Consider the following 14,172-nt stretch of genomic DNA (forward strand, 5'->3'; position numbering starts at 1 on the left):
TAATATACATCAAAGAAGTAGGAACCTTTAAGGGTATAATTCAGGTTAAAATTATTGCTTATCGCCGCTTTTAAATCCGGATTCCCGGCATTATAATCGTTTTCATTAAGGAAATACCTGAAAGGATTAAGGCTTTCATACCGTGGGCGTTCAATTCTCCTACTGTAATCAAAAGTAAAGCTATGCTCATCTGAGGCGCGGTACTGCAAAAAAGCTGTGGGAAACAATTCGAAATATTCCTGCGAGTTCACTTCATCCATAGACAGGGAATGCCCTTCAAGATCGGTGTATTCTCCGCGTAAACCTGCCTGAATACTCCAGTTTTCCCAGTCCTGGGAAAGATTTGCATAAGCTGCATAAACCTTTTCATCATATTTGAAATCATCTGAAAGATTTTCATATAGATTTTCCAGGCTTTCAGCATTAGAAAAGTCGATTCCACTGCTGGAATTTATAGTCGAGAGTTTTGCTCCGGCATCAAAATTTAAACTTCCTAAAGGCCTGGTAAAATCGATTTGTGCTGTTACAATATCGATCTCCTGGGTAGCATCTGTATTAAAGGATATGGTTTGAAAAAGATCTCCGGCGGCATCAAAATAATCGGTTTCCACCAGTTGCATCCGGTCCTGATCAAATCTGGTGTAATGAAGGTTTGAAGAAAAACTTCCACCATTATCCATTGTGTGTGTGTATCCCAGGTTTAAGGCAATATTACTTTCATCATTTTCCAGTTCACTTTCAGTAAATAAGGAGCTTTGAAGCTGTTGCTGAGAATTTTCTATTTCAGTGTTAACACGGTTATCAAAGGTCTTGTTGGGAGAAACCATAATATTGGTGGAAAAACTTATCCTGTTCTTTTCGTCAAGATCGTAATCCAACATCACATTAGCATTATGAGCCTGCGAGCGGGTTATCCGTTCAAAATCGGTTTCCCAGCGCTGGTTTCCGGCATTTTGCGGATTTATAAAATTAATATAACTCTCATCTCGTTTTATTTCTTTTCGCGGACTAAAACTGTAATTGGCAAAGAAATTAAGTTTTTCTCCTTTCCAGTAATGGCTGGTTCCAATTTGATATTTTGGAACTTTCCCCTGGGTATAATTCCCTTCCAGGCTACCTTTGTAACCCGGATTCAGGGCTTTTGTGGTATTGATATTTATAATTGCACCACCTTCGGCATCGTATCTTGCCGGCGGATTGGTGATTACCTCCACCGATTTTAAATTCTCTGCCGAATAGCTCTGTAACAAAGTAGTAAGCTCGTCGGCGGTAAGTTGCACCTTTCTGTCGTTTATATAAACCGTCACACCACCGTTTCTAACCTGGAGCTGCCCCTGATTGAGAATCACTCCCGGCGTTTGTCTAAGGACATCCCAGGAATTACTACTGGAAAGCGTAGAATTTTCCACATCAAAAGTAATCCGGTCTATGCTTCGGGTAATTGTAGGTTTACGGGCCTGAATGGTGATCTCGTCAAGTTCAGAAGAGGAGACTTTTATTTCGATACGGTAAAGATCAAGATCTTCAGAAACCTTAATTTTTTCTTGATGATCCTCAAAACCTATAAAACTGGTTTTCAACAGATACTCATCTTCTTTAACATTCTTGAAGTTAAAAGCTCCATTTTCTTCAGAAACCGTTCCTTTATATACACTAACTGAATCCTCAGCGCTAAGCAAAATAACATTGGCGAAGGCCACAGGTTGAAGGTTTTCATCGATCAACTTTCCGCGTACAGAATGCTGTGAAAAGGCTTGAGAAGTAATAATAAAAAGTAGGGTAAGCAGAAAATATACGTGATTTTTCTTCATATAGATCAATAGGACTTAAGGAAAATTCCCTCAAATATAATATTTCCTTATAACCTATTACTGGTTTTAGTAATTCTATTCGGAAAAAGCTAAGTATTTACAGTAAAACGGTAAAATCCTGTTATTTCTCCAGGGAATCATAAAGCACTTGTTGAATATTTGTTCGGGTGTTTAAACTGTATAATCTCGTATTACTTCTGGTGGGTAAAACGCGGTTGGAAAGAAAAAGGTAAAGCAGGCCTTCTTCCGGATCCATCCATGCCATTATCCCCGTAAAACCAGTGTGGCCAAAGCTCGCCTTACTGGCATCTTTTGCCGTGTTGCTGCTTTCTCCCTTATATTCAAGATAAGGTTTATCAAAGCCAAGTCCCCGGTGGTTGTCGTTTTCAGGAAACTGCGCTTTTGTCCATTCCTTAAAGGTATCTTCTTCTATATAGCGCACTCCGGCATATTCCCCCATATTCAAATACATTTGCATGAGCTTCGCAAGATCGTTTGCATTGCTGAAAAGCCCGGCGTTAGCCGAAATTCCTCCCATCATGACAGCGCCTTCATCGTGAACCATTCCTTTAATAGGTTTATGCCTGAAAAAATAATCATGCTCGGTAGGCACGATCCTATCTGGATTAAATTCTTCTGAAGGATTATAGGTTAAAGTTGTGGCCCCCAGTTTATCATAAAAATTTTCATTTATATAACTTCGAAAATCCTCTCCCGTGATTTTTTCTACTATGGTTGGCAATAGATAAAAGACCAGGCCCGAATATTTATATGTTGCTTCTTCTTCAAGTTCAGATTTTTTTATCGCTCTGAACATTTTCTTCTGATATCTGCGGTGCAGCCATAAATTCTCACTCACTTTAACAGGAAATCTTGCTGAAGAGTCCTTTTTAAAAGTATTCCATCTAAAACTGCCATTCTTGCGAAGGGTATTCTTCCAGTAAGGGATCCAGGGTTTGAAACGGGCCTGGTGCGCCAGGATTTCTCTGAAAGGCACTCCCGCCTTATTAGAATTTCTGAAATAGGGCAGGTAGGTATCTATCCCGGCATTAAGATCAAACTTTCCTTCATCTGCCAACTTCATCAGTGCAGGCAAGGCAGAAGATATCTTCGTCACCGAAGCGAGATCGTACAAATCAGTTTTTTTTACTTTTACGGTATCGCTGTAATCGTGCAAGCCATAAGCCTTATGAAACACGACTTTCCCCTTTCTGGCAACCAGGATCTGGCCTCCGGGAATGGCTTTCATATCCATCGCCTCCTGCATTAAGGAATCAATGCCATGATACAAAGTTTTAGAATTCATCCCGGCATCTTCAGGGCGGGTATACTTAAAACGCAATCCTCCTTCAACCTCCAGGCCTTCTCCCGATTTGAACTTTTTACCTACACTCACCGGAAGTTCTCCATTTGCTCCAACCCCACCAAAAATGAGCTGGGCAGCAAGTTCTTGTGTAATTTTATTATCCTGGTAGGTGAGAATTAGTCCACCAGCATTTTCTACTCCTTTAAGTTTATCCAGAGAATATGGATTTTTAAAGTAAGCAACTATACTGTTGGGTTCTTCAAAAATTTCTCCCATAAGGTTTTGCACAGGTTTTGAAAACTTCATCGTATTTCGGGGAAATCGGCTATCGTCATGAATTCCGGCAATAATCAGATCAAAGCTCTTAAGCTCTTCAAAGATTTCCTTTAATTCAGAAGTTTTAGCATCAAGCCCTACCTGGAAATGCTTCACCTTTGTATAAAGGCTAAGACTTTCCTGAAAAACTGTTTCCTTTTTAGCTCCGAATGAAACCGAAGCGATCTTAATATTTTGAAGATCTTTTACCGGCATTATTTCCCCGTCATTTTTAAGCACAGTAAGCGAGGCCTCAACCAATTTCCGGTTTAACCATTCGGCCTCAAGGGTGGTGATCTCTTGATCTATATTTTTAAGAGGAATTGATTCATAATCATCAAGACCTACCCATTGTTTTACAGCCAATAGTTTTCTTACCCGCTTATCTATTTCAGCCTGAGTGATAAGCCCCTTATCAATGGCTTTTCTTATCTCGGCAATCGCTTTGGGCACGTCTTCGGTAAATTCCAGCAAATCATTTCCGGCCAGGATCGCGTCTTTATCAACAACTCCGGGTTCATTGCCTTCGGTAACTCCTTTCATGTTCATCGCGTCGGTAACGATCAAACCTTCAAAACCTAATCTTTCTTTGAGAATTCCGGTAATTATAGGTTTAGATAAAGTTGAAGGCACCCCTGTAGAGTCCAGGGCCGGGATATCAAGATGCGCCACCATTACGCCGCCAATTCCGGCATTGATAAGTTTTTTAAAGGGATGCATTTCCAGGGAATCCAGCCGGTTAAAAGCATGATTTATCTGCGGAAGCGCATAATGAGAATCGGTGTCGGTGTCTCCGTGGCCGGGAAAGTGCTTAGCCGTGGTGAGCAAATTAGCATCCTGCATTCCCTGCATATAAGCAATACCTTTTCGGGACACATTTTCCTTGTTTTCACCAAAAGACCGGTAATTAATCACTGGGTTATCAGGATTATTGTTCACATCTACCACCGGGGCAAAATTTAGATGTAGACCGCTTCTCTTGATTTGCCGGGCAACTTCCTGTCCAAGCTCGTAAATCAAACTATCATTTTGAATGGCTCCCAACGCCATTTGAAAAGGATAACTTATCGTATTATCCAGTCTCATTCCCAACCCCCATTCAGCATCTATGGCCCCAAGCAGAGGAACTTCAGACACCAGTTGGTAATCATTCATCAGGTTCACCTGGGTTCTGGCATCACCTTGGAAAAAAATGAGACCCCCAATTTTTTGTTCCCTTATGAGCTTTAGAATCTCCTGTTTATGTTCAGGCCCACGGTTGGAATAGGCGGCAACCATAATAAGCTGGGCGATTCGTTCATTAGGAGTAAGACCTTCCATAATGGAATCTACCCACTTGCTGTTCTGATATTTAAGAAAAGGCGGTTTTTGCTCTTGTGCATGGAAATTTGCTCCTAAAAAGAGAGCAAGAATTATTAATAAAGAGGTTTTAATTTTCATTTTCGGAGATCTTTTTAAATATGAGGAGATTTAGTTTTTTTAGGCTTTTGGGCTAAGAGTTTAAACCTTAATATATATTTTTCGTTTATCCAGCCAGTACCCAAGGAGCCACATGAGCACCATATAACTAATGGCAAATAACAGGGAAGCATTATAATCATTAAGCCAGCTAAGGTAAAAATTTTCATATAACAAAGGCTTCAGAGCACGGCCGTTAATGTAAATTACGTTCATTAACATTACCACCAGGCCAGACATTACAAATATAAAAAGAGGGTTTTTTCCGAAGGCTTCAAAAAAATAAGTCCATTTTTTAAATCCGGCTACCTCAATAATTCCAATTAATGCTGAAAGCAAAAGCAGTGTCCATCCCGTGCTGTAAAACACGAAACTACTTGTCCAGATTCCTTTATTTATAGGAAAATAAATATCCCAAAGCAATGCGATTCCAATAAATACCACTGCGACCATTGCCAGTTTCCAAACGGTTTTTAGGTTATTTCCTGATTTTTGAATAAAGACCCCTGCAGCATAACCAAAAATCACATTTACTATTGCTGGCAGCGTGCTTAATAAGCCTTCCGGATCAAAAGGAACACCAAAGCCTCTCCAAAGATTCTCATCAGGGAATATCAATTTATCAAATTTAAGAGCCGCATTGGTCTTAAGAGCGTAGGGATCGGGGGCATCGCCAAAGAACCACATAATCGCCCAGTAAGCCAGAAGAATTATCCCTCCAATGATCAATGATTTTTTCAGCTTAAAATAATGAATTATCAGGGATGCGAATAAATAACAAAGCGCGATGCGTTGCAGCACTCCCATAATACGCATATTGCTCAGGTCTTTTAAGACAAGTTCTCCTCCTGACCGGTACACAAAGGGAAAGGCGTTGAGAAACAAACCGATTACAAAAATCAGCAGACTGCGTTTCAACACTTTTTTGAGGAAATCTTGTTCTGATCTTACCTCATACTTTTTAAGGCTAAAACTCATCGCATTTCCAACTACGAACAGAAAAGCAGGAAAAACCAGATCGGTAGGCGTAAAACCGTGCCAGGCGGCGTGCCTGAAGGGTGCATAAATATGAGACCAACTACCCGGAGTGTTTACCAGGATCATAAGAGCGATGGTCATCCCGCGCAGGATATCCAGGGCGAAATAGCGCTGGGATTTTGGAATGGTTACGGCAGATTTTGGAGACATAAACCGATATTTTTTTTACTAAAGCCTTAATAAGGCTTTAAAATTTGAATACTTAAAAATATAAATTTCATTTAAATAAATGATCTTTTATAAAATTTTTGAAAAAGTATTTCTCAGAATAATTTTTTTATCTATTTTTAATTCTGAATTAGAGACATAATTTTAAAAAGAATTTAAATTTAACCTCAGTTCTTTAATTCAAACCAAATAAGACCACTCATGCCAAAAAAACTAAAGGATTTTCTCATAGATGAAGAAAAACTTGCTCATATCAGCAATGTAGAGCGCAAAAAGTATTTGCAAAAGCTAAAAATCTTAAGACATCTATTTTTAAATGGAAATACCTCTAATGCGGAGATATGCTCCAGGTTTAATGTGAGTTTACCCACCTCAATGTCTCTTTTAGGGCAAATGATGGAGGATGGAATTGTTTCCAAAGCCGGCAGAGGAAAGTCTGAAGGCGGACGGAAACCCGACCTTTATGGTATGCAGGAGCATTCCTTTTTTGTGCTAAGCATCCACATAGAGCGCTTCAGGATAAAACTGGCGATTATAGACAACAATCACAGCATTGTTAAGGAAAGCAACTTAACCAGCGAAATTTCTCCAAATTCGAACATCGTGGATTTATTATTTGAGCAGGCTGAAAAACTGCTCAAATCGGCAAAAATAAAAATGAGTGATCTTATGGGCGTGGGTATTAGTATGCCCGGACTTGTTTCTGCCGAGGCAGGAAAGAACTTTACTTATTATTTAAGCGAACAGGAACCCGAATCCTTAAAAGATAGATTTGAAAAGAAATTCAAGAAATCTGTTGTCATCCTTAACGATGCCAAAAGTGCCTGTTTAGCCGAATTCCGTTTTGGTCTGGCTCGTGATAAAAGCAATGTCCTTGTAATCTCCATGGATTGGGGAATTGGATTGGGAATAATTATGGGCGGTAAAATGCATTCAGGGGAATCTGGTTTTGCCGGGGAATTCGGACATATTCCCATGACCGAAGATGGCTTGCTTTGTCACTGCGGAAAAAGAGGTTGCCTGGAAACAGAAGCCTCGGGACTCGCTCTTGTAAGAAAAACCAAAGAAGGGCTTAAGGCGGGACAAACTTCTGTATTAAATAATTTAAGTCAGAAAGAACTGGATAAACTGGAGCCTGAAGTGATTATCGATGCTGCCAATAAAGGCGATCAATTTGCAATTAATGTACTTTCAGAAATAGGTATCAAACTGGGAAAAGGAATAGCCATTCTCATCCAGATTTTTAATCCTGAACTGGTTATTCTAGAAGGGAAAATTGCTGAAGCCAAACAGTTTATCACTACCCCAATTCACCAATCAATGAATACCTACTGTATGATGCAGCTTAAAGAGCGTACAAAGATTGAACTTTCAGAATTAGGTTCAAATTCCAGTTTATTTGGAGGCACCATTGCAGTAATGGATAATATATTTAAAGACCAGGTGGCCCTGGTTAAATCTTACATCAATTAAAAAATTCCGAATTATCTAATTATGGCCAGATTAAATCTCTTAGAAGAAACGCGTTTTGAAAAACTGCCGGTGAGCGTTTACCCCGATGAACACATAGCCTCAAAAACTGTAGCAGCAAGGATAGCAGCACTTATCAAGAAAAAACAGGAAAAAAGTGAATTTGCCGTGCTAGGACTTGCAACAGGAGCTACCCCTATTGAAGTATATGAAGAATTGGTGCGCCTGCACAAAGAAGAAGGCCTGAGTTTTCAGAATGTGATCACCTTCAACCTGGATGAATATTACCCGATGCAGCCCGATGCCAAGCAAAGTTATGTTAGGTTTATGGATGAAAACCTCTTCAGCCACATCGATATAAAGCGGGAAAATATTCATATTCCGGATGGCACCCTGGCCAAAGAAGAAATTGCAAATTACTGTATTGAATACGAGAATAAAATTGGCGCTCTGGGTGGATTAGACCTTCAAATTCTTGGTATTGGTAGAACCGGTCACATTGGTTTCAACGAACCCGGATCGGCACCGAACTCGGGAACCCGCCTGGTTACCTTAGACGATCTAACCCGCCGCGATGCTTCGCGTGATTTTGGAGGAAAGGAAAATGTGCCTACCAAGGCTATCACTATGGGGATTGGTACCATTTTCAAGGCTCGCGAGATCATTTTAATGGCCTGGAGTCGTAAAAAGGCACCCATTATAAGGAAAGCAGTAGAGGGTGAAATGTCAGGAAATGTTCCTGCCACCTATCTTCAACTTTCAGATAATGTAGAGTTTATTTTAGATGAAGATGCTGCCTCAGAGCTTACCCGGTTTAATACGCCATGGTTAGTAAAAGACTGCGTATGGGATAAACAGCTCATCAAAAAAGCGGTTATCTGGCTTTCTTCAGAAGTACAAAAGCCAATTTTAAAACTTACCGACGAGGATTACAACAATAACGGGATGGCCCAACTCGCTACTGATTTTGGTCCCGCCTACAATATAAATATTAACGTATTCAACCAGCTGCAACACAGCATTACCGGATGGCCGGGAGGAAAACCCAAAGCTGACGATACCCAAAGACCCGAAAGAAAAGATCCGCCGCAAAAGCGCTCCTTAATATTTTCACCGCATCCCGATGATGATGTGATTTCTATGGGCGGGACTTTTATCCGTTTAGTAGATCAGGGACACGATGTGCACGTAGCTTATCAAACTTCGGGTAACACAGCGGTTTGGGATACCGATGTGCTTCGTTACGTAGAATTTGCCATTGATTTTAACCGAAGTCTCGGCAAAAATGTTGAGAAATTGGAAGCTACTTATGAGAAAATGCGCCGTTCTCTGGAAAACAAACAGCCTAACGATATTGACCTTCAGGAAATCCAGGATGTTAAAGCCTTCATTAGAAAATCTGAAGCAATAGCAGGAGCGAGATTTGCCGGGCTAAAAGACAAGAATATTCATTTTATGGCGCTGCCATTCTATGAAACTGGTAAAAGAGTAAAGAATCCGGTTACCGAGAAAGATGTAAAACTCACTATGGAGTTGCTTCAACAAATAAAACCTCACCAGGTTTTTGCAGCAGGCGATTTCGCCGACCCCCACGGAACCCATATAGTTTGTTTCAAAATAATCCTCGAGGCCCTTACCAGGCTTAGAGAAACTGAAGAATGGACCAAGGACTGCTGGCTATGGATGTACCGTGGTGCATGGCAGGAATTCGAGATCCACGAAATTGAAATGGCCGTGCCGCTTTCTCCGCAGGAAGTACAACGTAAAAGAAAAGCAATCTTCCAACATCAATCCCAGAAGGATAGACCTGTTTTTCCGGGTGATGATGAAAGAGAATTCTGGGTTCGTGCGGAAGAACGAAACCGTGAGACTGCCGAAGCTTTCGACAAGCTTGGTCTCGCAAATTACGAAGCGATGGAAGCTTTTGTACGCTGGAAATTCTAAAATGAAACCTTTATTGCTATGAAAAGAGGTTTTGCCCTACTTAATATGTTTCTGGTATTAATGGTTTTGGTTAGCTGTGCCTCCAATCCATATTCCAAAACCAACCGGTTCTATAAAAAACGGGCAAAAGCCTATACAAAGCAATTAAATAAGTTCCCACTCCCGGAAAAGTCTGATGGACCCGCACTCGATTATGGCGAGTACCGGGTGGGGACTACTAATTTCAACCTGCGCAAACCTAATTATGTGGTGATACACCATACGGCGCAGGATTCTGTTCAACAAACTCTGAAAACCTTTACGCTTATCCGCACTCAGGTGAGTTCGCATTATGTTATTGGCCGTGATGGAGATATATATCATATGCTGAACGATTATTTCCGGGGATGGCATGGCGGGATAGGAAAATGGGGGAATAATTCAGACCTTAACTCCTCCTCTATCGGAATTGAACTGGACAACAACGGCTTTGAGGAATTCTCTGAAGCCCAGATCCAAAGTCTGTTGGCCGTTTTAAAAAACTTAAAGGAAGATTATAATATCCCCGCAGAAAATTTCGTGGGTCATTCGGATATCGCACCGGGACGGAAGGTAGACCCCAATTTAAATTTTCCATGGAAAAGGCTTGCAGAAGAAGGCTACGGATTATGGTATGATGAGGAAGAGCTTAAAAACCTGAAAACAGAAGCCGAATTCTTTCCGCCAAACCCTCTTAACCTGGACCATAATTCAGGATTGACTCAACGAATTCCACTTCTGGACAAAATACTTTTTCCTGAGGTAATTCCAGCGACTTTCGATGTGGAAATGGCACTAAAGATTATAGGTTTTGACACAAGTGATATGAATGCAGCTCTTCAATCTTTTAAGTTGCATTTTATTCAGGAAGACATTCAATCTCCTCTTAACCAAAGAGATGTTAAAATACTTTACAATTTATATCAGAAATATTTATAACTGCGGCTCTATGTTTAGAATTGGTTTTTTCGTTTTCATTTTCGCTTTTTTTTGCGATTTTTCCTCTTCAGCACAAATTATTGAAGAAAGTGAATTAGCTGTTATTACCAGGGAAGACTGGAAAGCAAATGCTCCGGTATTGGAAATGATCCCACATAGGCCGCAGTTTATTACCATACATCATACTGGAATGCCCCAAAAGCCAAAACTCTCTATCCAGAAGAAACTCCAGGCATTACAGAATTTCTCTCAAAAGGATTCTCCCATGGCCGATGGCAGTATCAAAAAAGCATGGCCCGATGTGCCCTATCATTTTTATATCGCCACCAGTGGAGAAATTGCCGAAGGCCGGGATATTAACTTCCAGGGCGATTCCAATACCGATTATGATTTGAATGGCCATATACTGATCGTAGTGGAAGGAGATTTTAATAAAGAAAAAGTATTACCTCTACAATGGGAAAGCCTTACAAAACTGGTTAGTTATATTTCTTCGCAATATAAAATTTCCAGGAAAACCATAACCGGTCATAAGGATCAGGCAGAAACCACCTGTCCTGGAAGCAACCTCTATGCTAAATTACCTTTATTGAAGACTGAAAACCCGGTAAAAATAGGAGCTGAAAGACTTTTTGAAGAAGGTTACTTCGACTTGATCAAAAACAAGAAAATTGGTCTTGTCACCAATCATACGGGCTTACTTCCAAACGGAGAACACATCGTGGACCTGCTCCATGAAAATCCGGAAACAAAACTCACTATGCTTTTCGGTCCGGAACATGGAATTCGTGGCGAAGAAGATACCCACGTAACCGATTCCAAAGATGAAAAAACAGGTCTTCCCGTTATTTCCCTTTATGGAAAAATCCGAAAACCAACGGGCGAAATGCTGGAAGAGGTGGAGGTACTGATTTTTGACATCCAGGATATCGGAGCGCGATATTACACCTACATAAAAACCATGCTTCTGGTGCAGGAAGCAGCCGCAGAGAATGGTATTTCGTTTATTGTGCTGGATCGTCCCAACGCGATTGGAGGTATTTATGTTGATGGTCCCGTGGGAAAACCGGGAGGGCCGGTTACAGATATCGACATGCTGCCTATCACCCATGGGATGACGGTGGGAGAGCTCGCCATAATGTTCAATAAAGAGCGAGAGAAATCGGGATTGACAACGGCAGATCTACAGGTTATTCCTATGGAAAATTATGAACGTGAACTTTGGTATGATCAAACCGGCCTACCCTGGATCAAGCCATCACCCAATATGCTTAATCTTACAACTGCTGCCTTTTATCCGGCAACCTGTTTGCTCGAAGGCACCAATGTTTCTGAAGGCCGTGGAACCCTGCAACCTTTTGAACTCATCGCAGCTCCCTGGATTAATCCTGAAGAATTGATTACTCAACTTAAGTCTTACAATTTGGAAGATATTTCTTATAAAAATACCAAAATCACTCCACAGCAAATGGTAGATGGTATTGAGATCTATCCGCCAAAATTTATGGGCGAGGAAATTCCGGCTGTTGAAATGAGCTTAACAAACAGGGACAACTTTAAATCGGTTGAAGCGGGAATTTATATTCTGCATGCACTGAAGCAACTCTATCCGGAAAAACTGGAATGGCGACTACCAAGACTTGATGATCTACTAAAAACCGATAACGTTCGGATAGCTTTAGATGCCGGGAAAACCCCAAAGGAAATTATTCAAACCTGGCAGGAGGAGCTGCAGGCTTTTAAAGAGATCAGGTCTAAATATCTACTTTATTAAAAGATAAAAGCCTCCCGGTTAAAGAGAGAGAGGCTTGTGTTTTAAGCTGGTTTTATTCTTACATTTTCACCTCTTCCGCTTCAGGTAAAGTAAAGAGATCGGATTGTTTCAGGTAAATCAAGCCTTTGTCTTCTTTATTGAGAACTCTTTTTGTTCGTAAATAACGATTATAGTTGTATTCATCAAAATCTTCGGCTTCGGTGTCAAAATTACTGACATGAACCTCCCCCATAGAATGGATGAATTTGTTATCGCCAATCCACATTCCCACGTGAATCACCCTTTCGGCACTTGAATCGGTGGCGGGTTTTCCGAAGAAAAGAAGGTCTCCTTTTTCCAAATTCTCAAAATTTCTTTCGGTATCTACCTCTTCCCCGGTATGAATCTGCTGGGAAGCATCCCTCGGAATGACGACTCCATTCATAAAAAATACGGTTTTGGTAAAGCCGCTGCAATCCATTCCTTTTGGGGAAGTACCTCCCCAAAGGTATGGTGCGCCCATCAGGTCTTTTCCCGTCGCTACCAGATCTTCTTCCGTTGCTTCCAGATTCTCCAGCCATTCCAGGTAAGGTTGCGCATAGGCGGTTTCTACAAAGGCTTTCTTCCCGCTTGGGTATTTCACCTCATAAAATTTTCCCTGACGATCTACAAGCTCTAAAATGTTTCCTGAAACCAGATCTGAAACTCTTTGTGAATCTGAATCAGGCTCTTCATAAGAAAAACCTGCGGTTTCAAGATAAATTAGTTTATCAGTTTGTTTCCAGGATCTGAGTTCTTCTTCCTTCATATTTTGAATTCCGCCGTAATCAACCCACCCAAGATAGCCTTCAGGAGTTTGTACATAATACCAGCCGCCTTTTTTCTTGAAAACCTTAAGTGGCATACCCAGAGTAGCCTGCGTTACCAACTGGGCAGAATGTTTAGGCTCATCCCGAATGTTGGCTACCGAGATCTTAACCACTCCCCTGGTTTTATTTTCCAATTCTTCAGAATCGGGAAGCAAACGAATACTGTCTGTAAATTTGATGTTTTCGGCTTGTAGTTTTTGTTTAAGGCTTTCAACGGCTTCGGGGTCGTTGGATTCTCCTTTAAGAATATAGGAGTCGCCCTGTTTTTCGGTTTTTACATCAAAGAGGGCCACCCTACTATCGGGCGCATATTCTTTCTTTACTTCAGCTATATGTTCATCGGTTGGATTCTCTTCTAAACTTTCTTTATTTTCTTCACAGGAAGAGGCAATAAGCAGGACTCCAAGGACAAAAGGCAGGTAAATTTTTCTAAGTAGTTTCATTATTTTTCAAATTTTAAATCTAAACTCTATTATTTTTCATACAATTCAGCGCCGGTACCATTTCGATCGGGAAAATGAACTTTCTCATCGTAAACTTTGACTCCATCGGCGATATCATTTTTAATCAGCATTCCACCGTCCATATCTACATAATCCAGGAGTGGCAATAATTGCGCAATAGCGGAAATCCCAACTGTAGATTCGGTCATGCAGCCTACCATCACTTTAAGGCCGAGTTTTTTACCCGCTTCAACCATCCTTTTTCCGGGAGTGAGCCCACCACATTTAGTGAGTTTGATATTTATTCCGTGGAAATGGCCGGCGCATTTCTGAACATCGCTTTCCTGAATACAACTTTCATCGGCGATTAGTGGTAAAACTGATTCCTTATATAACTTTTTCATCCCATCCCAGTCATCGGCTTTCAAGGGCTGCTCTAAAAACTCCACATTTAGTTCCTTCAAGGCTTTCGCATTCTCTATAGCCTGGTCTGCCGTCCAGGCGGCGTTTGCATCGACCCGAAAAACTGAATCGGTATGTTTCCTGAGCTCACGAATGATAGCTACGTCATCCTCAGTACCGAGTTTGATCTTATACAATGGCCAGGGGAAATCTTTGATCTTCTGCACCATTTTTTCAA

Annotated in this window: 9 protein-coding genes; 4 read left to right on the forward strand and 5 right to left on the reverse strand. The window is 40.9% G+C overall.

Annotation, left to right across the window (positions count from 1 at the left end; translation table 11 throughout):
• From VIM94_RS06260 to VIM94_RS06270, 3 genes are all read right to left on the reverse strand, one after another.
• Positions 1–1,811 (reverse strand): outer membrane beta-barrel protein (locus tag VIM94_RS06260; protein WP_332038431.1); only part of this gene is annotated, 1,811 nt, incomplete at its 3' end.
• A gap of 121 nt (positions 1,812–1,932) precedes the next feature.
• The gene (locus tag VIM94_RS06265; protein ID WP_332038432.1) at positions 1,933–4,872 is read right to left on the reverse strand and encodes a glycoside hydrolase family 3 N-terminal domain-containing protein; all 2,940 of its coding nucleotides are present in this window, start codon (positions 4,870–4,872) and stop codon (positions 1,933–1,935) included.
• A gap of 60 nt (positions 4,873–4,932) precedes the next feature.
• A complete protein-coding gene (locus VIM94_RS06270; RefSeq protein WP_332038433.1) occupies positions 4,933–6,078 on the reverse strand; it encodes a DUF5009 domain-containing protein in 1,146 nt (381 codons plus the stop codon).
• A gap of 219 nt (positions 6,079–6,297) precedes the next feature.
• On the opposite strand from VIM94_RS06270, the gene VIM94_RS06275 reads away from it, so the two are divergent.
• Genes VIM94_RS06275 through VIM94_RS06290 form a run of 4 tightly spaced genes read left to right on the forward strand, consistent with a single transcriptional unit; the run spans position 6,298 to position 12,241 of the window.
• Positions 6,298–7,569 carry an ROK family transcriptional regulator gene (locus VIM94_RS06275; protein WP_332038434.1) on the forward strand — a complete coding sequence of 424 codons (1,272 nt, stop codon included), beginning with the start codon at positions 6,298–6,300 and terminating at the stop codon, positions 7,567–7,569.
• A gap of 21 nt (positions 7,570–7,590) precedes the next feature.
• Positions 7,591–9,510: a glucosamine-6-phosphate deaminase gene (nagB, locus tag VIM94_RS06280; protein ID WP_332038435.1), complete on the forward strand. Its 1,920-nt coding sequence runs from the start codon at positions 7,591–7,593 to the stop codon at positions 9,508–9,510.
• An 18-nt stretch (positions 9,511–9,528) separates the two neighbouring features.
• Positions 9,529–10,467 (forward strand): N-acetylmuramoyl-L-alanine amidase, encoded by a 939-nt coding sequence (locus VIM94_RS06285; protein WP_332038436.1) that lies wholly within the window; start codon positions 9,529–9,531, stop codon positions 10,465–10,467.
• Between the two features lie 10 nt (positions 10,468–10,477).
• Entirely contained in the window at positions 10,478–12,241 is a 1,764-nt protein-coding gene (locus VIM94_RS06290) for an exo-beta-N-acetylmuramidase NamZ domain-containing protein (RefSeq protein WP_332038437.1), read from the forward strand.
• Between the two features lie 58 nt (positions 12,242–12,299).
• Here VIM94_RS06290 and VIM94_RS06295 read toward each other — a convergent pair whose 3' ends face one another.
• Both VIM94_RS06295 and VIM94_RS06300 read right to left on the reverse strand, forming a co-directional pair.
• On the reverse strand, positions 12,300–13,532 hold the full coding sequence (locus tag VIM94_RS06295; protein WP_332038438.1) for a C40 family peptidase: 1,233 nt from the start codon (positions 13,530–13,532) through the stop codon (positions 12,300–12,302).
• 29 nt (positions 13,533–13,561) lie between these two features.
• The coding region (locus tag VIM94_RS06300) for an enolase C-terminal domain-like protein (RefSeq protein ID WP_332038439.1) at positions 13,562–14,172 on the reverse strand (611 nt) is incomplete at its 5' end.

The organism is Salegentibacter sp., from assembly GCF_036568425.1.
GTDB lineage: Bacteria > Bacteroidota > Bacteroidia > Flavobacteriales > Flavobacteriaceae > Salegentibacter.